This window comes from Nocardioides sp. NPDC058538 (assembly GCF_042719275.1).
GTDB lineage: Bacteria > Actinomycetota > Actinomycetes > Propionibacteriales > Nocardioidaceae > Nocardioides.
Map to the genome: position 1 here is coordinate 17,152 of NZ_JBHXNY010000028.1, position 25,809 is coordinate 42,960.

Here is a 25,809-nt window from a genome sequence, read left to right on the forward strand (position 1 = left end):
CTCGCTCACGACCTACCTCCTTGCGCCGTCTCCAGGACGATCCGTGCCAGTCGTTCGTCGGCGTCGCGCGGCACCAGGTCGCTGGCGGCCTTCGACATCGCCTCGAGCCGGGCGCGGTCGGTGACGATCGGGGGTACGTGGCTGGTGACCCAGGCGGCGTTCATGTCGGCGTCGGAGACGAGCACGGCGCCACCGGCGTCGACGACGGCGCGGGCGTTGAGGGCCTGTTCGCCGTTGCCGATCGGGAGGGGCACGTAGACGGCCGGCACTCCCACGGCGCTCGCCTCGATCACCGAGTTGGCGCCGGAGCGGCAGATCATCAGGTCGGCGGCGGCGAGCGCGAGATCCATCCGGTCGACGTAGTTGAGCACGTGGTAGCCGGGGCCGGGCGAGACCAGCTCGTTCTTCGGGCCGATCACGTGGAGCACCTGGATCCCGTTGCTGGCCAGGACCGGGTAGGCACCGGAGACCGACTCGTTGATCGTCCGGGCGCCCTGCGAGCCGCCGGTGACCACGATCGTGGGGCGGTGCTGGTCGAGCCCGAAGAAGCTGCGGGCCTCGGCGCGCAGCGCCCAGCGGTCCATCGTCGAGATCATCCGGCGGATCGGCAGCCCGATGTATTCGGCCTTGGGCAGCTTGGTGTCCGGGAAGCTCACCGCGACCCGGTCCGCGAGGCGAGCACCGACCTTGTTGGCGTAGCCGGGCATCGAGTTGCCCTCATGGACGATCACCGGGATGTGGCGCCGCTTCGCAGCGACGTAGGCCGGCACCGAGACGTACCCGCCGTAGCCGACGACCACGTCGGGCCGGACCCGGTCGAGCACCTCGTAGGTCGCGTCGACCGCGCCCTTGAGGTTGGCCGGCACCTTCAGCAGGTCGCTGCTGAGCTGGCGCGGCATCGGGACCGGCGGGATCAGCTCGAGCGGGTAGCCCGCGGCGGGAACGACCTGGTTCTCCAGGCCGCGAGGCGTGCCGAGGCAGGTCACCTCCACGCTGGGGTCCAGACGGCGCAGGGCATCAGCCGTGGCGAGCAGGGGGGATGTGTGTCCGGCGGTGCCACCACCGGCGAGGAGGGCCTTCATGATGCCTCCGAACTTATCGGTTGCGTTGAGCGGACCGGTAAGCGGCTGCCTGGCGCGCACGATCCTTTGCCAAGGCTTTACGCTGCTTCAGCGCCGCGGCTGCCGCCGGTTCACGACGGGCGAAGCCGATCACGACGCCCAGCGCCACCATCGACGGGATCAGCGCCGAGCCGCCGTAGGAGACCAGCGGCAGCGGGATGCCGATGACGGGCAGCAGCGCGAGCACCATGCCGACGTTGATGATCATCTGGCCCAGCAGCCAGACCAGCACGCCGAAGCTGAAGTAGCGTACGAACGGCCGGTCGGTCTGGCGCGCGACCTTGACCAGCGCGAAGGCGAGGGTCAGGAAGAGGCCGACGACGAGCAGGGTGCCGACCAGGCCGAGCTCCTCCCCGAGCACGGCGAAGATGTAGTCGGTGTGGGCCTCCGGCAGGTCGCCCCACTTCTGCTGCGATGCCCCGATCCCCTGGCCCAGGATGCCGCCCGAGCTGAGTGCGTAGAGGCCGTGGGAGGGCTGCCAGCCCTGTCCGTGGTAGTCCTTGAACGGGTCCGCGAAGCTGGTCAACCGGGCGAGCCGCTCGGTGTCGGTGCTGATCAGGAAAAGCACCGAGACGCCGATGATCGAGATCGCCATCCCGAACAGCCGCCCGGGCGCCCCGACCACCCACAGCATCCCGAGCACGATCGCGAAGAAGACCAGGGCGGTGCCGAGGTCCCGGCCGGCGAGGACGAGGCCGGTGGCCAGCGCGATGCCCGGCAGTACCGGCATCAGCACCTCGTGGAGGCTGTCGAGCCGGCGCTCCTTGAGTGCGTAGACGTGGGCCGCCCACAGCACGATCCCCAGCTTGGCGATCTCGCTCGGCTGGATCTTGACCGGGCCGGCCCCGATCCAGTTCTGCTGTCCGTTGACGTCGTGGCCCAGGAAGATGGTCAGGAAGAGCAGCACGCAGGCGATGACGTATCCCGGCCAGGCCAGCCGTCGCAGGTGCTTCGGCCGGATCCGGGAGGCGATGAACGCACATGGGATGCCGATGATCACCCACAGCACCTGCCGCCCGACGATCGCGTAGGAGTTGCCCATCTGGGTGTAGGCCCACACGCTCGAGGCGCTCAGCACCATGATCAGCCCGATGGTCAGCAGCAGCGCGGTGCTGGTGAGCAGCAGGTAGTAGGCGGCCAGCGGCCGGTTCAGCGCCACTCTCAGCGCGTGGAACCAGGCCTTGAGGTAGCCGAGGACCGACTTCGGGTACGCCTTGGCCTGCTCGGCCGAGCCGGAACCGGTCTGGTCGGGGCTGGTGGTCGTCACGGCCTACCTCCCAGTTGCGGTGCGACGTACGTCCATTACATTCTCGCCGCCGTCTCCGCGTTCGCGGCGCATCTCCTCCGCGTGTCGCCCCAGCCGAGGCGTCACCCGCGTCGGCCGAAGCGTCACCCGCGTCGGTCGAGCTGGCAGCGCGGTACCAACTCGACCGACCGGAGTGACGTCTCGGCGGGTGGGGTCAGATCTGGCGGCGTACGGCGTCCGCGAAGGCGTCGCCGCGGGCCTTGTAGTCGCGGAACTGGTCCTGGCTGGCGCAGCCGGGGGCCAGGAGCACGGTGTCGCCGGGCTTGGACAGGGCTGCGGCGATCTCGACCGCCTCCGCGAGGGCGGCCACACCGTCGGGGTCTTCGAGCTCGACGATCTCCAGGTCGCCGGCGTGGGCGGCGAGGGCCGAGGCGATGACGTCGCGGTCCTGGCCGATCAGGATGACGGCCCGCAGCCGGTCGTGGATGGAGGCGACCAGGTCCTCGAAGCGGGCACCCTTGGCCAGCCCGCCGGCGATCCAGATCACCGGGTCGTAGGCCTGCAGCGAGGCCTGGGCGGCGTGCGGGTTGGTCGCCTTGGAGTCGTCGACCCAGGTGACGCCGCCGGCCTCGGCGACGACCTCGATGCGGTGGCCGTCGGGACGGAACGACTTCAGCCCGTCGCGTACGGCGGCCTGGGAGACCCCGTGCGCCCGGGCGAGCGCGGCCGCGGCCAGCGCGTTCTGGACGTAGTGGGGTGCGGACGAGGCGAGGTCGGAGATCTGGCACAGCTCCGCGGCGGAGGTCTGACGCTCCTCGACGAAGGCCCGGTCGACCAGGATGTCCTCGACGATCCCGAGCTGACCCACCGCCGGGGTGCCGAGGGTGAAGCCGATCGCGCGGGCGCCCTCGACGACGTCGGCCTCCTCGACCAGATGCAGCGTGGCCTCGTCGGCGACGTTGTAGACGCAGGCCCGCTCGACGCCCTCGTAGACGCGGCCCTTGTCGGCGGCGTACTCCTTCATCGAGGGGTACCAGTCGAGGTGGTCCTCGGCGATGTTGAGGACGACTGCGGCCTCGGCGCCCATCGAGGAGGTGTAGTGGAGCTGGAAGGAGGAGAGCTCCACGGCGAAGACGTCGTAGGGCTCGGGGTCCATCACGGCCTCGACGATGGGCAGGCCGACGTTGCCGACGGCGACGGACCGGAGCCCGGCGGTACGCAGGATGTTGTCGAGCATCTGCACGGTCGTGGTCTTGCCGTTGGTGCCGGTGACCGCCAGCCAGGAGGCGGCGTTGTCGGGGTCGCGCAGCCGCCAGGCGAGCTCGACCTCTCCCCAGATCGGGATCCCGCGCTCGCGCGCCTGGGCGAGCAGCGGAGCCGTCGGCCTCCAGCCCGGTGAGGTGACCACGACGTCGACGTCGTCGGGCAGCACGTGGGTGGCGCCCTCACCGAGGCGTACGTCGGCACCCAGGATGCCGAGGAGCTTGGCCTTCTCCTGGCGCTCCTCGTCGCCCGGCGACTCGTCGAGCGCGATCACCGAGGCACCCAGGTGGGTGAGGTTGTCGGCGGCGGCGAAACCGGAGACGCCGAAGCCGGCCACGACCGCCTTCACGCCCTCCCAGGAGTCGTTGCGGCCCAGCTTGTCGAGCTTCTCAGCCATGTCGTCCGGCTCGGTCATCAGATGGTCGCCACCCATTCGGCGTAGAAGATTCCCAGACCGGCAGCGACGCAGAGACCGGTGATGATCCAGAACCGGATCACCACGGTCACCTGTTCCCAGCCGAGCATCTCGAAGTGGTGATGGATCGGTGTCATCCGGAAGATCCGCTTGGGGGTGCCGGTCACCTTGCGGGTGAGCTTGAACCAGCCCGTCTGCAGGATCACCGAGAGCGTCTCAGTGACGAAGAGGCCGCCGAGGATGATCAGCAGGAACTCGGTGTGCGACAGGATCGCGAAGCCGGCCAGCACCGAGCCGAGCGCGAGCGAGCCGGTGTCGCCCATGAAGATCCTCGCCGGGCTGGCGTTCCACCACAGGAAGCCGATGCAGGCGCCGCTGATCGCGGCGCCGAGGATCGCCATGTCGAGCGGGTCGCGCACCTCGTAGCAGGTGCCGATCTCCACGCTCGGGCGGCCGCAGCGCTGGTTGTTCTGCCAGATCGAGATGATCGTGTAGGCGGCGAAGACGATCGCCGAGGAGGCCGCCAGCAGCCCGTCCAGGCCGTCGGTGAGGTTGGTGGCGTTGGACGTGCCGGTGACCATGATCCAGAAGATGACCAGCAGCAGGGCGCCACCGAGCCAATAGAGGATCCCGTCGCCGCCGAGGAAGTGTGGACCGAAGTCACGGATGAAGGAGAGCTGGTCGGCCGCCGGCGTGATGCCGTCGGCGTTGGCCAGGCTCGGATGGATCGCGACCGCGCCGAAGCCCACCGCGACCAGTGTCTGTCCGACCATCTTGGACCACGCGCGCAGACCGAGGTTGCGCTGCATGAAGACCTTGATGAAGTCGTCGACGAAGCCGACCGCGGCCATGCCCACGAGGAGGAAGAGGAGCAGATAGGCCGTCGCGCTCGGGGCGTCCCCGGTCAACAGCTTGGCCGCGAAGTAGCCCACGACGACCGAGATCACGATCGCGACGCCACCCATGGTCGGGGTGCCGCGCTTGGTGCGGTGGGTGGTCGGGCCGTCCTCGCGGATCTCCTGGCCGTAGCCCAACTTCGTGAACTGTACGATCGCAAATCGGGTGCCGAGCAGCGAGAACAGAAGCGCAATCGCTCCGCTCAGCAAGATCGCTCTCATGTCAGCCGGGTGCCTTCCTTGCCATGCCGTTCCTGGTCCTTGCCCCCGGGCCGGTGTGCATAGCGAAGACACCGGCCCCCGGCATTCTTCCCTACGGGTTCGCCGGCTCTGCGGCACCCCGCCGTATCAGCACATCGATCACTGTGCGGTCAACGCCGTACGCACGATCTCGCGGTCGTCGAACGGGTGGGTGACGCCGTTGATCTCCTGGCCCGTCTCATGCCCCTTACCTGCGATGACGACGATATCGCCGGGCTCGGCGAGGCTGATCGCGCGGACGATCGCGGCCCGCCTGTCGCCGATCTCCTCGACGCTCGCGCTGCCGCCGGTCGTACCCTCCAGCACCTGTCGCCGGATGCTCGCCGGGTCCTCGGTGCGGGGGTTGTCGTCGGTGACGATCACGTGGTCGGCCAGCCGTGCGCTGATCTCCCCCATGATCGGCCGCTTGCCGGTGTCACGGTCTCCCCCGGCACCGATCACGACGATCAGCCGGGACTCGGTCAGCGGACGGAGCGTGCCGAGCGCGGCCTCGACCGCGTCCGGCTTGTGCGCGTAGTCGACGACGACGGTGAACGGCTGGCCCTCGTCGATCCGCTCGAGGCGTCCAGGGACTCCGGAGCCCTTCGCCAGGGCGGTGGCGACCTCGCGCACCACCGTCTCCTCGCCGTACGCGTGGTGGATGCTCGCCAGGGCGGCGAGGGTGTTGCTGACGTTGTAGTCGCCGGCCAGCGGGCTGGCGCCCGGGAACTCCAGGCCGTCGGGGCCGTGGACGGTGAAGCTGGAGCCGTCGGGGCGCAACTCGACGTCGGTGGCGCGCCAGTCGGCGGTGTCGTCGTGCAGGGCGTAGGTGAGGATCGGGATGGTCGCCTCCGCGGCGAGGCGGCGGCCGTGCTCGTCGTCGATGTTGACGATGCCCAACATCGCCCGCTCCGGGGTGAACAGGTCGGCCTTCGCCGCGTAGTAGTCCTCGACCGTGTCGTGGAAGTCGAGGTGGTCGCGGCCGAGGTTGAGGAAGACGGCGACGTCGAAGACGACCCCGTCCACGCGACCCATCACCAGAGCGTGGGAAGAGACCTCCATGGCGCACGCCTCGGTCCCCTCCTCGACCATCCGGGCGAAGAGACCGTGCAGGTCGGGAGCCTCGGGCGTGGTCAGCGGCGTCTTCACGTCGCGCCCGCCGATCCGGGTGCCGACGGTGCCGATGACGCCGGCGCGGTGGCCGGCGTCGAGCAGCGCGCTCTCGGCCAGGCGGGTGGTCGTCGTCTTGCCCTGGGTGCCGGTGACCCCGATCAGCCGGAGCCTGCCCGACGGGTTGCCGTAGACGCGGGCCGAGAGCGCGCCGAGTACCTTGCGCGGCTGCTCCACGAGCAGCACGGGCACCTCACCGAGCCCCTGGGACTCCAGCTCGGCGGCGCCTACCGCGTCGGTGAGCACCGCCACCGCACCGGCCTCGACGGCACTGGCGGCGTAGGTCGCACCGTGCGCCCGACTTCCCGGGAGCGCGGCGTAGAGGTCGCCCGGCAGCACCCGTTGGGAGCTCAGCGTGACCCCGGTGACGCGGGCCTCGCCCCGAGCCTCCAGGCCGAATTCGCCGGCCAGGTCGGCCAACGTCACCGGTTCGGTCACTCGCGGGCGGGTCGGGCTCTTGGGATCCGCCGTCTCGTACGCACTGCTCACCTGCCGAAGGTTATCCGCCCGGCGGGACCAGGTCCCGCCGGGCCGACACCGGGCGCGGCGTGGCGAGCCTCAACCGGCAGGTTGCAGCGTCGGCGCGACGGACTCGGAGGTCTCGGCGGTCTCGGCGGTCTCGGCCGACTCGGCGGCCGTGATCAGCTTGTGGCCGCTGGCCAGGACGGGGATCGCGATCAGGAAGGCGGCGGCGCCGACGTAGAAGGCCACCGACTGGTCGGTCGCCTCGGCGATCCTGCCCGCGGCGAAGGGGGCGAGACCGCCGCCGATGAAACGTACGAAACCGTAGGCCGAGGACGCGATCGGCCGCTCCACCGGCGAGACCAGCATGACCGCCTGGGTGGTCAGCGTGTTGTTGAGGCCGACGAAGATGCCGGACAGGACGACGGCCACGATGACCACGCTCGGCGAGGAGACGCCGAGGCCGATGACGGCGAGCAGGGCACCGAGACCGAGCAGGTTGACGTAGAGGGTCGGCGCGGTGCCGAAACGTCGCTGCACCCACGGCGCGCCCCACACGGCGAAGACGGCGACCAGGATGCCCCAGGCGAAGAAGACCCAGCCGAGCTGGAGCGGGTCGTGCAGCCCCATCGGGTAGGGGGCGTAGCCGAGCAGGGTGAAGAAGCCCCAGTTGTAGAGCAGCGCCATGATGCCCATCGTCAGCAGCCCGCGGTGGCGCAGCGCGGCGAGCGGCGCGAGCAGGGTGACCTTCTTCTCCGGCTTGGGCGTCGGCGGCAGGAAGACCAGCGTGGCGACCAGCGCGATCGCCATCAGCGCGGAGACGCCGAAGAACGGGCCGCGCCAGGAGATGCCACCGAGGACGCCGCCGAGGAGCGGACCGACCGCGATGCCGAGGCCGAGCGCGGTCTCATAGAGGATGATCGCCCCCGCGAACCCGCTGGTCGCCGAGCCGACGATCACGGCGAGGCTGGTGGAGATGAACAGCGCGTTGCCCAGGCCCCAGCCGGCCCGGAAGCCGACGATGCCGTCGACACCGTCGACGGTCCCGGCCAGCCCGGCGAAGACCACGATCAGCACCAGGCCGAGGACCAGCGTCCACTTGGCGCCGATCCGGCTGGAGACCCAGCCGACCCCGATCATCGCCACGGCGGTCACCACGAGGTAGCTGGTGAACAGCAGCGACACCTGGGCGGGCGTCGCCGCCAGCTCCTCGGCGAGCACCGGCAGGATCGGGTCGACGAGCCCGATGCCCATGAACGACACCACGCACGCGAACGCGACCGCCCACACGGCGCGTGGTTGCTTGAACGGACTTGCGGCAGCTGCCCCTTGGTGGGAGCTCATTCTTCTTGCCTCTTCTCAGACGTTGGTTTCGTACGCGTCGCCGGCAGGCCGGCGCGTCAGGAATCGAGCACGGCGTCGACGAGCCGGTCGAGTGCGGGCAGCGCCGCCGCAATGGCGGCGCGGTCCTCGGCGGAGACCCGGGCCAAGGCGGCGCCGAGCACACCGGCTCGCTGCCCACGCCTGGTCTCGAGGACCTCTCGGCCGGCGTCGGTGACCTCGACCAGGACCGCCCGCCTGTCGGCTTCATCGGCGACCCGGGCGAGCATCCCCTGCTGGGTGAGCCGGTTGACCAGCTGCGTCATCGCGGGCTGGGACACCCCGGCGACCCGCGCCAGGTCGGTGACCCGTTGCGGTCCCGTCCTCGCCAGCCCGGCCAGCACCGTGGCCGCCGTCGGCGACACGTCCCCCGCGGTCGACACCTCCCGCACCAGCCGCACCACCTTCTCGAGGGCGATCGACAGGTCACGTCCGGAGGCAGATGTCGTGCTCACCCAAGAAACATAACATACCTATGTTATGCATTTGAGCCGGATCATCTGTCTCATCCGTCACAGCGCACAGGCAGTTCCTGCACTTCTCCGGTGTTGCGTTGCCCGAGTAGTGCACGCCTGAGAAATGTGCAGGGACACCCGGTGAACCGGGTATCCCTGCAACCGGCACAACTCACCAGCCAGTAGGCATCTTCGAAGGCTCGGTGCCGGTCGGCGGGACGCCGTAGCGGCGCAGGGCGAAGGACATGATCTGGGAGAAGACCGGGCCGGTGACGGTGCCACCGCCACCGCCGTTGCCGGGGTTGTGGATGGCCACATAAACCGTGAACCGCGGGTCGTCGGTGGGAGCGAAGCCGCCGAAGGAGACCGTGGTGGTGCCGTCGTAGCACTTGCACTCGGAGTTGACCCGCTGCGCGGTTCCGGTCTTGCCGGAGACGCGGTAGCCGGGGACGGCGGCCTGCGGAGCGGTGGCGTTGTCCGGGTCGTTGATGACCCGCTCCATCATCTCCGCGGTCTGGGAGGCGGCCTCCTCGGAGACCACACGGGTGCGATCCGCGGTGTCGGTGCCGACCTCGATGCCGGAGTTGTTGGTGGCGCTCCCGGCGATCAGGCTGGGGTCGATGCGTACGCCGCCGTTGGCGATCGTGTTGAGCGCGGCGGTCATCTGCACGGCGTTGACCGAGATCGACTGACCGAAGTCGATGCGGTCCTCGTCGGCTGGGTTCCAGGTCTCCGGCGAGGCGAGCAGACCGGCCGACTCGGTGTCGAGGCCGAGGCCGGTGCGCCGGCCCTGGCCGAAGGCGGAGAGGTAGTCGCGCAGCTGGCCGTCCTCGTACTTGTTCGCGGCCATCACGGTGCCGATGTTGGAGGACTTCGCGATCACCCCGGCCAGGGTGAGCTTCTCCATGCCGTGCTCGTACCAGTCATGGATGTCGGCGTCGCCCGAGCTGTAGGACCCCGGCACCTTGAGCCGGGTCGAGGGCGAGACGAGACCCTGGTCGAGCAGGCCGGCGACGGTGAGCACCTTCTGCACCGAGCCGGGCTCGTAGACGTTGGAGAGCGCGTTGCTCCCGCGCAGCGTGTTCGGCGATGCTCCCGGATCACGGGCGTCGAAGGTCGGGTAGTCGGCCAGACTCAGGATCTCACCGGTCTGGGTGTCCATGACCACCGCCATCCCCGACTCCGCGCGCGACTTCTGCACGGCCTCCATCAGGGTCTGCTGCACGTAGTACTGCAGGTCGCGGTCGAGGGTGAGCTTCAGGTCGTCGCCGTCTACGGGAGCGACGCGGTTGTTGGTGCCCAGCGGCATCCGGGTGCCGCTTACCGGGCTGGTCGCGTCGTATTCCGCATGCCCGTCCTTGCCGGCCAGGTGCTTGTCGAAGGCGGCCTCCAGGCCCGCCAGCGGGCGCTGGTCGTTGCCGAGGAAGCCGACCAGGTTGGCCGCCACGTCGCCGTTGGGGTAGTTGCGCAGCGGGTCACGGCTGGTCCACAGCCCCTGATAGCCCTCCTTGCCCGCCTTCTCGACCGCGGCGGTCGCCTGGGTCGCGGGCACCTGACGCTTGATGTACTGGAACCGGCTGCCGTCCTTGCGGAGCTTCGCGAGCGCCGAGGCGTAGTCGACGCCGAGCTCCTTGGCCAGGAACGCCGCGATCGCCGGGGCGTCCTTCTTCGTCTGCTTCGGGTCGGCCAGCACCATCAGCCCGTCGGAGGAGTCGGCCAGCGCCTCGCCGTCACGGTCGAGGATCTCGCCGCGCTCGGCCGGCAGCACGACATCGACGACGTTCTCGGCGGCCGCCATCGCGGCGTACGAGTGCGGGTCGATGCCCTGCAGCTGCACCAGCCGGCCCCCGAAGACCGAGAGCACCATCGCCACCAGGATGAAGCCGACGCGGAGCCGGATGTGCACCGGCCCGCGTCGCTGCGTCGCCTTCGGCGTTGACCTCGAGGCAGAGCGGCGCGCCGGCCGGCGGACCTTCCGCTTGACCTGTCGCTGGGCCATCGCTCCGCTCCCCTACCGAGCCTCGCCCGAAGACGTACGCTGCTGCTCCTCGGCCGTCTGCTTCTCGGCCGCCTCCTGCTCGCGCTTCTTCTCGGCGAGCTCGGCCGCCTTCTTCTTCGCGGCGGCCGCCTCGGCCGCCTTCTGCTCGGCGACCAGCACGCTGTAAGGCTTGGCGACCTTCGGGTGCAGCGGCGGTGTCGCGGACCGGTCGGCCGCGGCCGCCTCGCCCTCGATCTTGGCCTCGGGGACCCGGAGCATGGCCGCGTTCTGCGGGACGACCATGCCGAGATCCTTCGCCTTGGCGGCGATCTTGTGCGGGTCCTCCATCTTCTTCAGCTCACCGTCGAGTGCCTGCTCCCGGGCGGCCAGCGTGGTCGCCTGCTCCTGGAGACGCTGCTCCTGGAAGGCCGACTGCTGCATGGAGGTGTTGAAGACCAGCAGACCCACGACGCCACCGATGAGCAGCATCGAGACGAGCACGACGAACGGCAGCCGCGGCGCCATCGGGGCAGGCAGCGGCGCCGGCACGGCGGTGAGCCGTGTCTGGGTCGTCTCGGTGGCCCGGTCCGGGCTGCGCACGGGCGCCTGTGGCGCGGCGGCGATGCTCATCTGGCTGCTCCAGGGTTCGACTTGGCTGTGTTGTCTCTTGGGTTGGATCGTGGCTTGATGCGCTCCACCGCGCGCAGTCGCACCGAGGCGGCGCGCGGGTTCTCCTCGATCTCTTGTTCGTTGGCCTGCTCGGCACCACGGGTGAGCAGGCGGAACGACGGCTCGGCCTCGGGCGGCACGAACGGCATGTCCGGAGGTACGTCCAGCTTCGTCGCCTCGGCGAAGGCCCGCTTGGTGAGCCGGTCCTCGAGCGAGTGGTAGGACTCCACGACCACCCGGCCGCCCAGACCGACGGCCTCGAGAGAGTCCGGCAGTGCCGTACGCAGCGCCCCGAGCTCGTCGTTGACCTCCATCCGCAGCGCCTGGAAGGTGCGCTTGGCCGGATGTCCGCCGGTGCGACGGGCAGGTGCCGGGATCTCCGCGTAGAGAAGCTCCACCAGAGGCCCGCTCGTCGTGAACGGCACCGTCTCGCGACGCTTGACGACGGCGTAGGCGATCTTCTTGGCGAACTTCTCCTCGCCGTAGTCCCGCAGGATCCGGGTCAGGTCCGCCGCGGAGTAGTTGTTGAGGACGTCCGCCGCGGTCTGACCCCGGGTGGCGTCCATCCGCATGTCGAGCGGCGCGTCCTCCGCGTAGGCGAAGCCCCGCTCGCGCTGGTCGAGCTGCATCGAGGAGACACCGAGGTCGAAGAGGACCGCCTGGACCTCGTCCAGGCCCTGCCCGGAAACGACGTCGAGGATCTCGTCGTAGACCGCGTGGACGCCTGTCCACCGATCGCCGAAGCGGGCCAGCCGCTCCCCCGCGATGCCGAGGGCATAGGTGTCCCGGTCGATGCCGATCACGCGTGATCCAGGGATCCGCTCGAGGACGGCCTCGGTGTGACCACCGTGACCGGTCGTGCAGTCGACCAGCACGCCCCCATCGGCGAGCGCCGGCGCGAGCAGGTCGACGATGCGGTCGAGCATCACCGGCACGTGCTTCTGGTTCGTCACCGCCTCGACCCCCATCGCACGGCTTCGTCTGGTGTGTGTTCTGCCCCGCCTCGTTGAGAGAGCCACGGGCTGACAACGCCACGGATCCGCAGAGCCAGGTCTCATGCCCGCTCCGTCACCACCTGGGCCGTCCGGAGCCGGGGAAGGTGCCCCGGATGGCTGGATGAGTGGAGCGGGACTGAGACCTCGTCCTGCGGATCCGCTGTTGACTTGTTCGTTTCTGATCAGCTCTGCTGCTTGTCGCTTTGTCGATCTGTCCCTTTATCAGTCCGTCGACTCGTCGAGGTCTGCGAACTTGGCCTGTGCACCCGCGGAGTACTCCGCCCACTTGGCCGGGTCCCAGATCTCGATCCGGTCCATCACACCGATCACGACCACGTCCTTGACGATCCCGGCGTAGTCGCGCAGGAGCGGCGGAATGCCGATCCGGCCCTGCTTGTCGGGTGTCGTCTGCTCGGCCCCCGCAAAGAGGACACGGGCGTAGTCACGTGCGTCCCGAGAGGTGAGCGGCGTCTGCTGGGCCCGCTGCGCCTCCTGCATGAAGACGTCCTCGGGCCACACCACGAGGCAGTTCTCCTGACCTTGCGTCACGACAACCCCCTCCGCCAGTCGATCTCGGAACTTTGCCGGGAGGAAGATCCGGCCCTTCTCATCGAGCTTCGGCGTGTACGTGCCCATGAAGAACATGTGCTCGCCCCCGCGGTCAGCTCAACGTGGATCGTTCCTCCACTTTGCCCCACCGTACCCCACAATCCCCCACATTCAAACCACCTTCCTCCCCCACGAGGCGATTTCCCACCACCGCCCGCTCCCCCGGCCCGCGTGGGGCTGAAGCCGGCGGCATACCGCCTACAGGTCACAGTCGGGTGAATGACGCAGACGCCCGTAGGCGCTACCCCGTACGGTGTTCCCATAAGCAGGGTGAGTCGGAAGGACGCGACGTGACGACGCCGTTGGAGGCCCCAGGATCGGGCCCAGTGCATGTGGCAGAGATCGAGACATTGGTGCGGGTCGCGGGCCGCATTCGCGACAGCATCGAGAAGGTGATCGAAGGAAAGACCGACGTCGTCGACTCCACGCTGACCGTGCTGCTCGCCGAGGGACACCTCCTGATCGAGGATGTGCCCGGGGTCGGCAAGACCCAGCTCGCGAAGGCGCTGGCGCGCTCCATCGACTGTTCGGTACGCCGCATCCAGTTCACGCCCGACCTGCTCCCGAGCGATGTCACCGGGGTTTCGATCTTCAACCAGAACACCCGGGAGTTCGAGTTCCGCCCGGGTGGCATCTTCGCCAACATCGTGGTCGGCGACGAGATCAACCGTGCCTCCCCCAAGACCCAGTCGGCGCTCCTGGAGTGCATGGAGGAGCATCAGGTCACCGTCGACAACGTGACCTACCAGCTGGAGTCGCCCTTCATGGTGATCGCGACCCAGAACCCGATCGAGATGGAGGGGACGTACGCCCTCCCCGAGGCGCAGCGCGACCGGTTCATGGCGCGGGTCTCGGTCGGCTATCCGCCGGTGGCCTCCGAGATCGCGATGCTGACCAATCACAGCGCGGCCAACCCGCTCGACGACCTCGACCCGGTCACCGACGCCGTGGAGATCCGCAAGCTCGTCGGCGTCGTCAACCAGATCTACGTCTCGGAGGCGGTCCGCCGCTACACCGTGGCCCTGACCGCGGCCACCCGCACCAACAACGAGCTCGCCCTGGGCGCCTCGCCGCGGGCGAGCCTCCACCTCCTGCGAGCCGCCAAGGCTCATGCCGCCCTGCACGGACGCGAGTTCGTCCTCCCCGATGACGTACGCAGGCTGACCGGTCCGGTCCTCGCCCACCGTCTCCTCCCCAGCGCCTCCGCGGCGATGCACGGCCGCTCGGTCACCGACATCCTCGAGTCCGTCGTGTCCGCCGTGCCGGTGCCACAGACCTGACCCTCGGGCCGACTTCAAGGAGGGGCGCGATGCGTGAGGCACTGTCCGGACTGACCGTCCGAGGCCGGGCTTTCCTGGCCGCCGGGATCACCGCCATCGTCTGCGGGATCCTGCTGGACCAGTCCACACTGTCCCGGATCGGGATGCTGCTGGTCGCACTGCCGCTGGTCACAGCGGTGGTCGCCGCCTGGGGCCGCTACCGGCTCGCGCTCGTCCGCCACATCGAGCCGCACCTGACCGAGGCCGGTCAGCCGGCCAAGGTAGAGCTCACCATCGCCAACGAGGGCCGGATCCCCACCGGGACCCTGCTGCTGGAGGAGACGGTGCCGTACGCACTGGGTGGGCGCCCGCGCTTCGTGGTCGACCGGATCGGCTTCGGGTGGCGCCACAAGCTCGGATACCAGATCCGCTCCGAGATCCGGGGCCGCTTCGACATCGGCCCGATGCGTGTGACCGTGGCCGACCCGTTCGGCCTGGTCGAGCTCAATCGCGCGTTCCAGTCCACGATCCCGTTCACGGTCACCCCGAGAGTGGTCCCGTTGCCCGCGACTCCCCTGACCGGCAACGCCACCTCGTCGGGCGACTCCCGGCCGAGGGCGTTCCTCGGAGGCAGCGCGGAGGACGTCACGGTGCGTGAGTACCGCCGCGGCGACGAGCTGCGGCGGGTGCACTGGCGCAGCTCGGCGCGGCTCGGCGAGCTGATGGTGCGCCGCGAGGAGCAGCCCTGGCAGGCTCGTGCCACCGTCTTCCTCGACAACCGTCGCTCGGTCCACCGCGGCCAGGGTGCGGGCTCCTCCTTCGAGCACGCCGTGGTGGTCGCCGCCTCGGTCGCGGTGCACCTGGTCGAGGCCGGCTACTCGGTGCGGCTGGTGACCTCCGGCGGAAACACCCCCGGCGCCGCTGGCAGCGGTGAGCTCAACACCGGCTGGCACGACCGCGAGGGCCAGGCCGACGCGGCCGCCCTGCTGGAGGCGCTCGCCGTGGTCGAGACCGTCCAGCACCACCGCATCGACGCCTCGTGGATCGGCGAGGCCGGGCAGGGCGGAGTCACCGTCGCGGTGCTCGGCTCGCTGGACGAGGACGACGCCGGCGTGCTTCGCCGGGTGCGACACCACACCGGGGCCGCGCTCGCCTTCTCGCTCGCCGTGGACGGCTGGAGCGCGGTGCACCTGGCGCCGGAGCAACGGCGGCCCAGCGGCGTACCTCTGCTCATCCAGCACGGCTGGAAGGCGGTCGAGCTCGGGGTCGGCGACTCGGTGGCCACGCGCTGGCGCGAGCTCGGCACCCGGGGTGCGGCAGCGGGAGCGGGGGCGGCGCGATGATGACCTCCCGAGACGCACGCGGCGTGGTGCCCGCGATGGCGGTGCCGCTGACCTGTTTCCTGACCGTCCTGTTCGCACTGTCGTCGTGGGGTTCGTTCACGAGCACCCGCTTCCCCTACCTCGGCCCGATCCTGGTCGCCGGCCTGCTCGTGGTCGGCACCGGCATCTCCGCGCGGCTGCTGCGCGTGCACGGCTCGGTCGTGGTCCTGCTGCAGGTGCTCCTCGGCACGATCGCGACCGGCCTCCTGGTCGTGCAGCACCCCTTCCCCGTCACCGGCGCCGGACGGGCAAAGGTCACGGCCGAGATGACCGAGGCGTACGTCGCGTTCAACCCGTTCGACCTGCCGATGTCCGGGCCGGAGGTGGCGCCCTACCTCATCCCGGGCGGCGTCGCGGCGGTGCTGCTGGCCGACATCCTCGCCGTCTCGCTGCGGCGGCCGCCGATGATGGGGCTCGTGGTGCTGGGTGTCTTCACGGTGCCGTTCAGCATCATCGGCGCCGGCGGCGGGGGCGGGGTCTCCTGGGTCGTCTTCGCGCTCACCGCGATCTCGTTCCTGGTGATGCTCCGCCTCGACCGAGCCCAGCAGCTGAGCCGCTGGGGCCGGCGCCTCGACGATGACCTTCCGGTGGTGCCCGCCGCCGGGCCGGCGGTCATCGGCGTCTCCGCGGTCATGATCGCCCTGCTCACCCCGGCTTGGATGCCCAGCCCGAACGTCTCCCTTCCGGGCCTGGGGCCTGGCGACGGCAACGGCCCCCTGCGAGTGATCAACCCGACCGTCGGGCTCTACGACGACCTGCGCCGGCAGAGCGACCAGGTGATGGTGTCCGTGACCCCCGTCTACGGCGACACCGAGACTCCCCCGTCCTATCTCCGCGTCGGAGCCCTGACCAAGTTCACCGGCACGGAGTGGACCTCGGGCAACCGCGACGTACCCTCCGACCACAGCGGCGTGGCCACCTTCGAGCCGCCGATGTCCGACCCGACCCTGCTCGGCGATCCCACGACCTACCAGCTGCGGGCGAGCGCGAAGTTCCAGTCGACCTGGCTGCCGATCTTCGCCCATCCCCTCGAGGTCACCGCCCGGGGTCCGTGGCGATATGACGAGGACACCCTCGACTTCATGTCCACCGAGGGCAGGGACCAGACCGTCGCCGGGCAGAGCTGGCGGATGACCGCCGCCCCCGTCGAGCCGACCCAGGAGCGCCTCCTCGCCGCCGGCGACCCCGGCGTCGGCGCCCCACCGGGCATGACCGACCTCCCGCTGCTCCCCGACGAGATCGAGGAGATCGCCCTGGAGCGGACCGCCGGCCAGGACCGGCCGTTCGCCAAGGCGGTCGCCCTGCAGAACTGGTTCCGCCACAGCGGCGAGTTCACCTACAGCCTGGAGCGTGACGTCGGCGCCGACAGCGCGGCCCTGCTGGACTTCCTGACCGACAACAAGATCGGCTACTGCCAGCAGTACGCCACGGCCATGGCCGTGCTCGCTCGCGAGCTCGGCATCCCGGCCCGGGTCGCCTTCGGCTTCCTGGGCGGCGACCGGGACGAGGACGGCGTGTGGCAGTTCCGTGGCCGCGACCTGCACGCCTGGCCCGAGCTGTGGTTCGAGGACATCGGCTGGATTCGCTTCGAGCCGACCCCGTCGGCCGCAGACACCAGCGAGCCCGGCTACACCACGGGTGCGCTGAGCAATGCCAGCAACGAGCCGGAGGCGCCTGTTCCCAGCGCCGGCACGAGCGTCGCGCCGGTGCCCAACCGTCCGCAGCGCGAGGAGCCCGACACGCCCGAGGTCGCCGACACCGGCACCGAGGAGTCCAACGCCGGCGCCGTCTGGACCGGTCTGGGGATCGTCGCCCTGGCCGGCCTGATCGCGCTCGCGGCGCCGGCCGTGATCCGGCGCAGGCGGCGTACGACGCGGCTCGCGGGCGACGCCGAGGCCGGCTGGAGCGAGCTCGGCGACACCGCGATCGACCTCGGTCTCCCGTGGACCGGGACCCGTTCACCCCGGGAGGAGGCCACCGGCCTGGCCCCGCATCTGCAGGATCGCGAGCCGATGCTCGCGCTGCAGCGGATCGTGGCCGCCGTCGAGCGCAACCGCTACGCGGAGCGTCGCGACGCCGCGGCGGTCGGGAACGACGTACGCCTGGTCTCGGCCACGCTCAGGGAGCACGCTGATCGGCGTGCCCGTCGCCGGGCACGCCTGTGGCCGGCGTCGGTCTTCCGCCGCCCGCCGGCGCCAGCCTCCGACGGACCGGTTGCCCGGTCCGGGCGGGAGCTGATCTCGTCCTAGAGGTGGTCTCCCTGAGAGATCGTTCTCTCAGAGGTCGTTGTCGCGGCGGCGCTGCTTCCAGCGCTCGCTGGCCCGGTCGAAGAACGAGCTGCGGGGCGTGTGGTCCCCGTCGTCCTCCTCGACCGCGGCAGCACCACGAAGAGCGGTGAGCAGCACGGAGGTCGAGGCCAGCATCACCAAGAAGCCGACCACCCCGACGATCCACATCCGCGAGATCACACCGGTCATCAGCAACGCGACACCACCGGCGAGCACGATGCCCGCGATGACCGCGTGTCGACGTTGGGCACGGCGCAGAGCCGTGCCTCGGAGGGCGGAGGCGAACTTCGGGTCCTCCGCCGAGAGCGCGCGCTCCATCTGCTCGAGCAGGCGAAGCTCCTCTTCCGAGAGTGGCACCGTACCTCCCATGTCCTGTTGGGGCATCTCCAAGTCTAGGCTGGCCACCCTGAAGGCGGTAGTGAGCCCAGAAAATTCTTGCCCCTTGACGTTCTGCCACATGGCACAACCAGGACCGATTGTGTCAAGCGAAGTGGCTGGTGCGTCAACCCCGGCCCTGATCGAGCAGGCTCGCGCGGCGCACGAGGCTGGATCCGAAGCGTTCGGTGACCTGGTCGATGGCGCGATCGGCCTCGGACCAACCCCGCTCCCGCGCGCCGAGCACCAGCTGCCGGTCGGTGCCCTCGCGGGCGACCAGGTGCTCGACCCGGACCCCGACCAGGCGCAGAGCCCGGCCCCGGAGATTCAGCTCGTCGTAGAGGCGGACCGCGATGGCGTGCACCTCCTGGGTGACGTCGGTGGGATCAGGCAGCGTGCGCGAGCGCGAGATGGTCTTGAAGTCGGTGAACCGCACCGTCAGCGCGACCGTGCGGCCGACCGAGCCGGCCCGCCGCATCCGCCGGGTGACGCGGGCCGAGAGGCGCAACAGCTCGCGGACGATGTCCTCGCGGTCGCTCAGGTCGTGACCGAAGGTCTCCTGGGCGCCGGTGGACCGGTCCGGCAGGTCGGGCCCCAGCCGCCCGGTCAGCTCGCGCTGGTCGGTGCCGGTCGCGAGCCGGTGCAGGTGGCCGCCGAGGCGCGGGCCGAGGATCTGGTGGAGGGTCAGCACCGGGGTGCGCGCGATGTCGCCCACCGTCTCGAAGCCGAGCCGCCGCAGCCGGGTCCTCGTGCTCGGGCCGACGCCGTAGAGCTCACCGACGTCGAGCGGGTGGAGGAAGCCGGGGATCTCCTCCGGCCGGACGACCACGACGCCGTCGGGCTTCGCCTTGCGGCTGCCGACCTTGGCCACGCTCGGGGTGGGCGCGACACCGACCGAGCAGGTGATGCTCAGCTCCTCGGCGATCTGGCGGCGGATCCGCTGGGCGATCTCCTCGGGGCTCCCGAAGAGTCTGGTCGCTCCCCGTACGTCGAGGAACGCCTCGTCGACGCTGACCACCTCCACCAGCGGGGTGGCGCGGCGGAAGATCTCGCGGACCTGATGGGAGACCTCGGCGACCTCACCGGAGTCGAGACGGACCGAGACGAGCTGAGGGCACAGCCGTCTCGCCATCGAGCCCGGCATCGCGGCCCGCACGCCGTAGGCCCGCGCCGGATAGTTGGCGCAGGTCACCACCCCACGGGCGTGTCCCCCGACCACCACCGGCTGGTCCCAGAGCTCGGGCTGGTGCCTGATGGCCACCGACACGAAGAAGGCGTCCATGTCGACATGGAGGATCGGGGTGACCTCCGGAGCGCCAGCGGAGGAGGTCACCCCGATCCTCCAAGGACGCGGACAAGCGCTGACTCGGCGCAAATGTCACGCCGGAGCGCTAGCGGAGGTGGGACCTTTGCGCCGCGTCGGCGCCACCCGGCGAAGCGAAGCGAGCCGTCAGCGAAGCGAAGCGAGCAAGTGAAGCTGCGAAGCCAGTGGCAGGTAATCAGCACGAGTAGAAGCCCGCTGCTCCAGATCGACCAGCGCGTTGGTAGCGCCAGGATCGACATCGAGCAACGACCCAGGAACATGATCGACGAAGACACGTACGCCACGAACGTCCGTGACCTCGAACCCGGCAGCCTCGAGCAGTCCGGTGACCTCGTCGAGCGCGAACCGGCGCCCGGAGCGCCCCTGAGGAGCAGTGTCGTCGAGAAGCTCTGCGGCCTGCGCGAAGTGGCCGGCCAGAGCGCGGGAGAGGACGGCCGCGGTGCGCTGGGCGACCAGCAGGCTGAGCGTGCCGCCGGGACGGAGCACCTCGCGGATCCCCGCCAGTGCGGCAGCAGGGTCGGGAACGACCTCGAGGACGCCGTGGCAGAGCACCACGTCGGCACCGCTGGGGTCGGCGACGTCGGAGAGTGCGGCCAGGTCGCCCTGGCGCGCGTCGACGGAGACGCCGGCCTCGCGCGCCCGGCGATCGAGCGCGGCCAGCGCATCGGGGCTGGGGTCGACGACGGTGACCCGGTGGCCGAGCCCGGCGATGCGTACGGCCGAGGTGCCGGTGCCGCCGCCGATGTCGAGGACGTCGAGCGCGCCGGAGGCCAGGACCGGGTCGAGCGCGTCCCAGACGGCGACGGTCCGGGCGCCTGCCCGACGACTGGTGGAAGCGGAGCCAGCTGACATGGGGCCAAGCGTAGGCCCTGCCTCCCACCCTGCGTACGCCACACCTGGATCAGCCCACGAGGCGGTCGTGCCGGAGCGGGGTGGCCTGCGAGGTGTGAGCCATCAGCCCGAGCGACTCCTCGACGACGGCGAGGAACCGGTCGGCGTCACGCACCTGCTCGTCGGCCTCTTCCGCGGTGACCGCACGGATGGAGCCCGCCTCCGCGGCGGCGCGCTTGGCGGCACCTGCGGCGAAGTAGTCGGCCCACTCGGAGAGCTCGGGCGCGACCTTCTTGAGGCGGACCCAGGCGTTCCACGGGCGGCGGCGACCGGCGCGGCTCGCGGCCTCGACAGGATCGGTGCGGGCGGCGATCAGCGCGGCGGCGGCCTGGAGTGCGGCGACGTGAGCGATGGCGTACCTGCTCGGCACGTCGTCGGCCACGATCGCCTCCGCGAGGGTCTCGGTGGCTCGGAAGAGGTAGCTGTGCGTCGTGGCCGGCAGCAGATGCATCGGGTCGTCCTTCTCGCTCACGGTCGACCCCGCAGTGGACGGCTCCGGCGGGCGTCGGGGGTCGAGGACGACGCCCGCCAGAGCCTGGTTGTTCGAACATCTGTTCGAACACGTGATCAAACTACACCCCGCCACCGACAGTCACAAGACGTTTCGGTGGCGGGGCGTGTCGAGCGGTGCTGCGGGTCGCTCAGTCGTCGGCGACGGCGCCGCGGATGAGGTGCGGCGGGTGGATGTAGCGGGTGTTGGCCGGCAGCCACATGACCACCAGCAGCCCGGCGGCGATGACGATCGCGATCGTGGTGAGCACGCTGATGATCACCGGCGGGCCGGTCAGGATGCCGCCGACGCTGGCCACCGCGGAGATGAAGACCAGGAAGGTGATCACGATGCGGGCCCACTCGAAGCCGTTGCGGAGGAAGACCGCGAGCACGCCGAGCATGATGGCCATCACGCCGAACAGGGTGATCGCGGGGGCGATGAACGCCGGCGCGCTGACCCGGTTGTCGTTGGGCGGGTTGATGAGGGCCTCGAGCCCCTCGGTCTCCAGGATCCGCTTGGCCGAGGCGTTGCCCTCCGCCCACGCGCGCACCAGGTCATCGGAGCGCAGCACCATGACCACGACCACGACGGCGCTGAACGCGATCAGACCGACGATCAGCCGGACCGCCCACCTCATCTCCCGCGGCACGGGCTCAGCAGCGAGGGCCGCCACCTCGACGGTGGCCTCCCGGTCCTCGTTCACGACCACACCTTCGTTCTCGTCGGGTGTCGTCATGGTCATCCGGTCTCCTTGCGACGTGGGGGGAACTCTGCGTTGATCAGCCCATTCTGCCGCACGGGGCACAACGGAGGTAAATACGGGATCGCGTGCGCCTGGTCTCGGGCCGGGTCCGTGTTGTCGGTGTCGTACGCCAAGATGTCTCCATGGAATCTCTAGCGCTGACCTTCTCCAGCGGGTGGGCCAGTGGCATCAACGCCTATCTGGTCGTGCTGGTGCTCGGCGTCGTGCAGCGTACGACGGGGGCCGAGGAGATCCCTGACGTGCTCGGCACCTGGCCGGTGCTGGCGGCCGCGGGGGCGATGTTCGCGATCGAGTTCGTCGCGGACAAGGTGCCCTACGTCGACTCGACGTGGGACTCGATCTCCACGGTGATCCGGCCCACCATCGGCGCCGTGATCGGCGTCCTGCTCGCCGGTGAGGCCGACTCGCTCAACGCGGCTGTCGGCGGCGTCGTGGGCGGCACCTCGGCGTTCATGTCCCACCTGGTCAAGGCCAGCGAGCGGCTGGCCGTCAACTCCTCCCCCGAGCCGGTCTCCAACTCGGTGGTCAGCCTGGCCGAGGACGGCCTCGTCCTCGGCGTGGTCTGGTTCGCGACCGCGCACCCGCTGGCCGCCGCCGGCATCGCCGCGGTCCTGCTGGTGGCCGGGCTGGTGCTGATGTATCTCCTCCTCCGCGCCGTTCGCGGGGGTTGGCGCAGGCTGACCCGGCGTGGAAGACGTGGCGCCCCGCCGCCGGAGGAGCCGTCCGACGGCACGACCAAGCCCTACCCCGTCCAGTGACGGCGGTAGTCGTCCTCGGGGGCGGGTACGCCGGGATGGCCAGCGCCGCCAGGCTGGCCAAGCTCGGCCACTCGGTGACCCTCCTCGAGGCCTCCGGTCAGCTCGGTGGCGCTCTGGTACCGGTGCGTGAAGAAGGGTTCACCTGGGACGCGTCGGCGACCTCGACGCTGCTGCCCGCGGTGATGCGCGACCTGTTCCGCAAGTCCGGACGGCCCGCGGAGCGTGAGCTCGAGCTGGTGCCGATGGACGTCATCCGCGAGCACCGGTTCGCCGACAAGACCTCGGTCTCGGTGCCCGGCGGCACCCGTGGCGCCCAGCTGGCGGCCTTCGACGAGCTGGGCGCGGGCATGGGTCAGCGGTGGACCGACTATGTCGCCAGGTTCAGCGAGGACTGGGAGGTGCTGCGCCAGCACTACTTCGAGGTGCCGTGGGAGCCTTCGGCGCTGCCCGCGGCCGTCGCGGAGCGGTTCCGGTCGCGCGAGACCCTCCACAAGCGGCTGCGCAAGACGTTCAAGGACGAGCGGCTCCGGCTGGTCGCGGCGCACCCGTTCGTCGCGGCGGGGCAGGAGCTGCGTGACGTACCTGCCTGGGCGGGGCTCACCGCCTATCTCGAGCAGCGTTTCGGCGCCTGGCGGGTCGAGGGCGGGATGGGGGTGGTGGCCGAGGTGCTCGCCGCCCGGATGGCCACCCGCCGGGTCTCGGTGCAGACCGCGACCCGCGTGGAGGACATCGTCGTACGCGACGGACGGGCGGTCGCGGTCAGCACCACCGCCGGCGAGATCGATCTCGGCGCCGACGGGGCGGTCGTCCTCGCCTTCGACCCGCGCTCGCTGCCGGCACTGCGGCCGCTGGTGGAACGTTCGTTGCCGGCGATCCCGCCGATGACGTTCCACCTCGGACTCTCCTCGCTGCCCGAGCACCTCCTCGATCTTCCCGACGAGCTGGTGCTCCACGGCGAGCCCACCCTGGTCGTACGGACCCGCGGGCTCGCCCCCGAGGGGCAGCACGCCTGGACGATCCACTCCCACGGCAAGCTGATGGAGGACGTCCTGCTGGCGCTGGCGCGCCACAAGATCGACCTGCGCGAGCACGTCGTGCACCGTGTCGACCTGGGCGCCGCCGAGCTCGTACGCCGCTGGCGCGGGTCGCCGCTGGGCGTGAAGTGGGCGGGGCGCGGCACGGTGTTCCAGCGCCTCGGGCCGCGCACCCCTCTCCCCAACGTCTACGCCGCCGGCGCCCACGCGACGCCCGGCTCCGGGCTGCCCTTCGCCGGGCTCTCGTCCGCGCTGGTCGCGCAGTCGATCGGGCCTGCCGAGAAGTGAGCGCCTAGGCCGTGACGTTGAGCTTGGCGAAGATCTCCAGCGTCGCCTTGGAGCGGTTGAGGGTGTAGAAGTGCAGCCCCGGGGCGCCTCCGTCGAGGAGCTCCTGGCAGAGCTCGGCGGCCACGGCGATGCCCTCGGCACGGATGTCGGCGGGCTCGGGGCCGGCGGCGCTGAGGCGCTCGACGATCTCCTCAGGGACCTCGGCGCCGATCAGCTCGCTCTGGCGGCGGATGGCGGCGAGATTCAGGATCGGCATGATCCCGGGCAGGACCGGGATGTCGACGCCGCGGGCACGGACCCGCTCGACGAGGCCGAAGTAGTCGGCCGCACGGAAGAACATCTGGGTGACCGCGAACTCCGCGCCGGCCTTCGCCTTGGCGACCAGCACGTCGGCGTCGGCATCGAGCGACTCCGCGCCCGGGTGGCCCTCCGGGAAGGCGGCGACGCCGATGCGGAAGTCACCGCGCTCGCGGGCCAGCTTCACCACGTCGATCGCGTAGTCGAGGCCGCCCGGGGTCGGGGTCCACTCGGCACGCGGCCCCTCGGCGGGGTCGCCGCGCAACGCCATCACGTGCGCGACGCCCTGCGCCGCATAGGAGTCCAGGATCGCGGCGACCTCTTCGCGGGTGTGGCCGACGCAGGTCAGGTGGGCGACCGGGAGCAGCTCGGTCTCCGCGGCGATCCGGCCGGTGATGGCGACCGTCTTGTCACGGGTCGAGCCGCCGGCGCCGTAGGTGACGCTCACGAAGGTGGGGCGGTAGGGCTCCAGCGCGCGTACGGCGTTCCACAGCTGCTCCTCGCCGGTCTCGTCCTTCGGTGGGAAGAACTCGAAGGAGAACGAGCGCTCGCCTTGGTTGATCAGCTCCGCGAGAGAGCGTCCACGTCCAGTCACCATCGGGCCATCCTAGGCAGTGCCCTAGGCTCGGAGAGTGAATGAAACGTGGGACGCCGATGAATTCCGCAGTCGCGTCCAGGGGGCACTGGACACCTTCCTCGAGACCCAGTCCCAGCGGCTGGCTCCGCTCGGTGACGAGGTCGAACCGCTGCTGCGCCGGGCCCGCGAGTCGATGTCCGGCGGCAAGCGGCTGCGGGCCGCGTTCTGCTACTGGGGCTTCCACGCGGTCCGCCCCTCCCCCTCGCCGTCCGAGGAGGGGTCGCTCGTCCGGGCAGCCGCCGCGCTCGAGCTGCTCCAGGCTTCGGCGCTCGTCCACGACGACGTCATCGACGACTCCGACACCCGGCGCGGAGCGCCGGCCGCGCACCGCGCGTTCGAGGCCGACCACTCCGCCGCGGGCTGGCCGGGCCGGTCCCGTGCCTATGGCGATGCCGCGGCCGTCCTCCTCGGCGATCTGCTGCTGACCTGGTCGGACGAGCTGCTGCGTACCTCTGGGTTCGGGGGCGCCGAGACCTCTGCCGCCCTCTCGGTGTTCGACCACACTCGCAGCGAGGTGATCGCCGGGCAGTTCCTCGACATCACCGTCCAGGCTCGCGGTGCCGCGGACGTCGAGGCGGCGATGAAGGTGGTGCGCTACAAGGCGGCCAAGTACTCCGTCGAGCGCCCCCTCCACGTCGGCGCCGCCCTGGCCGGAGCCTCCCCGGAGCAGATCGAGGCGCTGTCGGCCTACGGCCTGCCCGTCGGCGAGGCCTTCCAGCTCCGCGACGACCTCCTCGGCGTCTTCGGCGACCCCTCGGTCACCGGCAAGCCCGCCGGCGACGACCTCGTCGAGGGCAAACGCACCGTCTTGGTGGCCCTCGCCCTAGCAGGGTCGACCCCCGAGGACGCCGAACTGTTGGACCAGGCACTCGGCCAACCGCTCAACGCGGACCAGGTCGCGGCGCTACGTGCGCTCATCGCCTTCTCCGGCGCCGAGCAGCAGGTCGAGAAGACCATCACCGAGCTCTCCGGCCAGGGCCTCACCGCCCTCGACGACGCCAAGACGTCAGGCGTCCTCGACGCGTACGCCGCCGGGGTCCTGCGCGCCCTCGCCACCGCCGCCACCCAGCGCACCGTCTGAATCGAACCGTCAGGTACGTCGGCCGAAGCGTCACTCCCGC

At 70.5% G+C, this 25,809-nt stretch carries 23 protein-coding genes; 6 read left to right on the forward strand and 17 right to left on the reverse strand.

What is annotated here, in order from left to right; genetic code table 11:
• Nucleotides 1-5: 5 nt before the first annotated feature.
• The 11 genes from murG to mraZ all read right to left on the reverse strand — a co-directional run bounded on the left by murG (nucleotide 6) and on the right by mraZ (nucleotide 12,935).
• On the reverse strand, nucleotides 6-1,082 hold the full coding sequence (gene murG, locus ACFWQC_RS21380; protein WP_378682545.1) for an undecaprenyldiphospho-muramoylpentapeptide beta-N-acetylglucosaminyltransferase: 1,077 nt from the start codon (nucleotides 1,080-1,082) through the stop codon (nucleotides 6-8).
• 13 nt (nucleotides 1,083-1,095) lie between these two features.
• Nucleotides 1,096-2,388 (reverse strand): putative lipid II flippase FtsW, encoded by a 1,293-nt coding sequence (gene ftsW / locus ACFWQC_RS21385; protein WP_160024329.1) that lies wholly within the window; start codon nucleotides 2,386-2,388, stop codon nucleotides 1,096-1,098.
• A 193-nt stretch (nucleotides 2,389-2,581) separates the two neighbouring features.
• Nucleotides 2,582-4,045: a UDP-N-acetylmuramoyl-L-alanine--D-glutamate ligase gene (gene murD, locus ACFWQC_RS21390; RefSeq protein WP_378682549.1), complete on the reverse strand. Its 1,464-nt coding sequence runs from the start codon at nucleotides 4,043-4,045 to the stop codon at nucleotides 2,582-2,584.
• On the reverse strand, nucleotides 4,045-5,163 hold the full coding sequence (gene mraY, locus ACFWQC_RS21395; protein WP_355017907.1) for a phospho-N-acetylmuramoyl-pentapeptide-transferase: 1,119 nt from the start codon (nucleotides 5,161-5,163) through the stop codon (nucleotides 4,045-4,047). Before mraY ends, murD begins: the two co-directional genes overlap by 1 nt.
• 138 nt (nucleotides 5,164-5,301) lie before the next feature.
• A complete protein-coding gene (locus tag ACFWQC_RS21400; protein ID WP_378682553.1) occupies nucleotides 5,302-6,840 on the reverse strand; it encodes a UDP-N-acetylmuramoyl-L-alanyl-D-glutamate--2,6-diaminopimelate ligase in 1,539 nt (512 codons plus the stop codon).
• Nucleotides 6,841-6,909: 69 nt separating this feature from the next.
• Nucleotides 6,910-8,157, reverse strand: coding sequence for an MFS transporter (locus ACFWQC_RS21405; protein WP_378682555.1), 1,248 nt, complete (start codon nucleotides 8,155-8,157; stop codon nucleotides 6,910-6,912).
• Nucleotides 8,158-8,213: 56 nt separating this feature from the next.
• Nucleotides 8,214-8,648, reverse strand: coding sequence for a MarR family winged helix-turn-helix transcriptional regulator (locus ACFWQC_RS21410; RefSeq protein ID WP_378682558.1), 435 nt, complete (start codon nucleotides 8,646-8,648; stop codon nucleotides 8,214-8,216).
• A gap of 172 nt (nucleotides 8,649-8,820) precedes the next feature.
• A complete protein-coding gene (locus ACFWQC_RS21415; protein ID WP_378682561.1) occupies nucleotides 8,821-10,647 on the reverse strand; it encodes a peptidoglycan D,D-transpeptidase FtsI family protein in 1,827 nt (608 codons plus the stop codon).
• A gap of 12 nt (nucleotides 10,648-10,659) precedes the next feature.
• On the reverse strand, nucleotides 10,660-11,256 hold the full coding sequence (locus ACFWQC_RS21420; protein ID WP_378682564.1) for a hypothetical protein: 597 nt from the start codon (nucleotides 11,254-11,256) through the stop codon (nucleotides 10,660-10,662).
• Nucleotides 11,253-12,263, reverse strand: a complete 1,011-nt coding sequence (gene rsmH / locus ACFWQC_RS21425; RefSeq protein WP_378682566.1) for a 16S rRNA (cytosine(1402)-N(4))-methyltransferase RsmH — start codon at nucleotides 12,261-12,263, stop codon at nucleotides 11,253-11,255. The genes ACFWQC_RS21420 and rsmH overlap by 4 nt, the downstream gene beginning before the upstream one ends.
• Before the next feature lie 249 nt (nucleotides 12,264-12,512).
• A complete protein-coding gene (gene mraZ, locus ACFWQC_RS21430) occupies nucleotides 12,513-12,935 on the reverse strand; it encodes a division/cell wall cluster transcriptional repressor MraZ (RefSeq protein ID WP_008363047.1) in 423 nt (140 codons plus the stop codon).
• Between the two features lie 290 nt (nucleotides 12,936-13,225).
• Here mraZ and ACFWQC_RS21435 point away from each other — a divergent pair, with 290 nt between their 5' ends.
• The 3 genes from ACFWQC_RS21435 to ACFWQC_RS21445 are packed head-to-tail and all read left to right on the forward strand — an operon-like array spanning nucleotide 13,226 to nucleotide 17,789.
• Nucleotides 13,226-14,179, forward strand: a complete 954-nt coding sequence (locus ACFWQC_RS21435) for an AAA family ATPase (RefSeq protein WP_378682570.1) — start codon at nucleotides 13,226-13,228, stop codon at nucleotides 14,177-14,179.
• A 29-nt stretch (nucleotides 14,180-14,208) separates the two neighbouring features.
• Nucleotides 14,209-15,501, forward strand: coding sequence for a DUF58 domain-containing protein (locus ACFWQC_RS21440; RefSeq protein WP_378682572.1), 1,293 nt, complete (start codon nucleotides 14,209-14,211; stop codon nucleotides 15,499-15,501).
• Nucleotides 15,501-17,789: a transglutaminaseTgpA domain-containing protein gene (locus ACFWQC_RS21445; RefSeq protein WP_378682575.1), complete on the forward strand. Its 2,289-nt coding sequence runs from the start codon at nucleotides 15,501-15,503 to the stop codon at nucleotides 17,787-17,789. The genes ACFWQC_RS21440 and ACFWQC_RS21445 overlap by 1 nt, the downstream gene beginning before the upstream one ends.
• 27 nt (nucleotides 17,790-17,816) lie before the next feature.
• Here ACFWQC_RS21445 and ACFWQC_RS21450 read toward each other — a convergent pair whose 3' ends face one another.
• The 5 genes from ACFWQC_RS21450 to ACFWQC_RS21470 all read right to left on the reverse strand — a co-directional run bounded on the left by ACFWQC_RS21450 (nucleotide 17,817) and on the right by ACFWQC_RS21470 (nucleotide 21,653).
• A complete protein-coding gene (locus ACFWQC_RS21450; protein ID WP_160024339.1) occupies nucleotides 17,817-18,185 on the reverse strand; it encodes a DUF3040 domain-containing protein in 369 nt (122 codons plus the stop codon).
• A gap of 145 nt (nucleotides 18,186-18,330) precedes the next feature.
• A complete protein-coding gene (dinB, locus tag ACFWQC_RS21455) occupies nucleotides 18,331-19,536 on the reverse strand; it encodes a DNA polymerase IV (protein WP_378682578.1) in 1,206 nt (401 codons plus the stop codon).
• 117 nt (nucleotides 19,537-19,653) lie between these two features.
• Complete coding sequence (locus ACFWQC_RS21460; protein ID WP_378682580.1) at nucleotides 19,654-20,379, reverse strand: methyltransferase domain-containing protein; 726 nt, start codon at nucleotides 20,377-20,379, stop codon at nucleotides 19,654-19,656.
• 49 nt (nucleotides 20,380-20,428) lie between these two features.
• Nucleotides 20,429-20,890: an SAV_6107 family HEPN domain-containing protein gene (locus ACFWQC_RS21465; protein WP_355017918.1), complete on the reverse strand. Its 462-nt coding sequence runs from the start codon at nucleotides 20,888-20,890 to the stop codon at nucleotides 20,429-20,431.
• Nucleotides 20,891-21,059: 169 nt separating this feature from the next.
• The gene (locus ACFWQC_RS21470; protein WP_378682583.1) at nucleotides 21,060-21,653 is read right to left on the reverse strand and encodes a hypothetical protein; all 594 of its coding nucleotides are present in this window, start codon (nucleotides 21,651-21,653) and stop codon (nucleotides 21,060-21,062) included.
• Nucleotides 21,654-21,796: 143 nt separating this feature from the next.
• On the opposite strand from ACFWQC_RS21470, the gene ACFWQC_RS21475 reads away from it, so the two are divergent.
• Both ACFWQC_RS21475 and ACFWQC_RS21480 read left to right on the forward strand, forming a co-directional pair.
• The gene (locus ACFWQC_RS21475; protein WP_378682586.1) at nucleotides 21,797-22,432 is read left to right on the forward strand and encodes a DUF4126 domain-containing protein; all 636 of its coding nucleotides are present in this window, start codon (nucleotides 21,797-21,799) and stop codon (nucleotides 22,430-22,432) included.
• Nucleotides 22,429-23,754, forward strand: coding sequence for a phytoene desaturase family protein (locus ACFWQC_RS21480; RefSeq protein WP_378682589.1), 1,326 nt, complete (start codon nucleotides 22,429-22,431; stop codon nucleotides 23,752-23,754). The genes ACFWQC_RS21475 and ACFWQC_RS21480 overlap by 4 nt, the downstream gene beginning before the upstream one ends.
• 4 nt (nucleotides 23,755-23,758) lie before the next feature.
• Here ACFWQC_RS21480 and metF read toward each other — a convergent pair whose 3' ends face one another.
• Nucleotides 23,759-24,649 (reverse strand): methylenetetrahydrofolate reductase [NAD(P)H], encoded by an 891-nt coding sequence (metF, locus tag ACFWQC_RS21485; RefSeq protein WP_378682592.1) that lies wholly within the window; start codon nucleotides 24,647-24,649, stop codon nucleotides 23,759-23,761.
• 34 nt (nucleotides 24,650-24,683) lie between these two features.
• Between metF and ACFWQC_RS21490 the strand changes: the two genes are divergently transcribed.
• A complete protein-coding gene (locus ACFWQC_RS21490) occupies nucleotides 24,684-25,769 on the forward strand; it encodes a polyprenyl synthetase family protein (protein WP_378682595.1) in 1,086 nt (361 codons plus the stop codon).
• The last annotated feature ends 40 nt before the right edge of the window (nucleotides 25,770-25,809 follow it).

What these genes read in the sequence shown, in the direction of transcription:
- murG (WP_378682545.1), bottom strand. Translation starts at nt 1,082, where the DNA reads ATGAAGGCCCTCCTCGCCGGTGGTGGCACCGCCGGACACACATCCCCC.
- murD (WP_378682549.1), bottom strand. Translation starts at nt 4,045, where the DNA reads ATGACCGAGCCGGACGACATGGCTGAGAAGCTCGACAAGCTGGGCCGC.
- mraY (WP_355017907.1), bottom strand. Translation starts at nt 5,163, where the DNA reads ATGAGAGCGATCTTGCTGAGCGGAGCGATTGCGCTTCTGTTCTCGCTG.
- ACFWQC_RS21405 (WP_378682555.1), bottom strand. Translation starts at nt 8,157, where the DNA reads ATGAGCTCCCACCAAGGGGCAGCTGCCGCAAGTCCGTTCAAGCAACCA.
- ACFWQC_RS21415 (WP_378682561.1), bottom strand. Translation starts at nt 10,647, where the DNA reads ATGGCCCAGCGACAGGTCAAGCGGAAGGTCCGCCGGCCGGCGCGCCGC.
- ACFWQC_RS21420 (WP_378682564.1), bottom strand. Translation starts at nt 11,256, where the DNA reads ATGAGCATCGCCGCCGCGCCACAGGCGCCCGTGCGCAGCCCGGACCGG.
- rsmH (WP_378682566.1), bottom strand. Translation starts at nt 12,263, where the DNA reads ATGGGGGTCGAGGCGGTGACGAACCAGAAGCACGTGCCGGTGATGCTC.
- mraZ (WP_008363047.1), bottom strand. Translation starts at nt 12,935, where the DNA reads ATGTTCTTCATGGGCACGTACACGCCGAAGCTCGATGAGAAGGGCCGG.
- ACFWQC_RS21440 (WP_378682572.1), top strand. Translation starts at nt 14,209, where the DNA reads ATGCGTGAGGCACTGTCCGGACTGACCGTCCGAGGCCGGGCTTTCCTG.
- ACFWQC_RS21445 (WP_378682575.1), top strand. Translation starts at nt 15,501, where the DNA reads ATGACCTCCCGAGACGCACGCGGCGTGGTGCCCGCGATGGCGGTGCCG.
- ACFWQC_RS21460 (WP_378682580.1), bottom strand. Translation starts at nt 20,379, where the DNA reads ATGTCAGCTGGCTCCGCTTCCACCAGTCGTCGGGCAGGCGCCCGGACC.
- ACFWQC_RS21470 (WP_378682583.1), bottom strand. Translation starts at nt 21,653, where the DNA reads ATGACCATGACGACACCCGACGAGAACGAAGGTGTGGTCGTGAACGAG.
- ACFWQC_RS21475 (WP_378682586.1), top strand. Translation starts at nt 21,797, where the DNA reads ATGGAATCTCTAGCGCTGACCTTCTCCAGCGGGTGGGCCAGTGGCATC.
- metF (WP_378682592.1), bottom strand. Translation starts at nt 24,649, where the DNA reads ATGGTGACTGGACGTGGACGCTCTCTCGCGGAGCTGATCAACCAAGGC.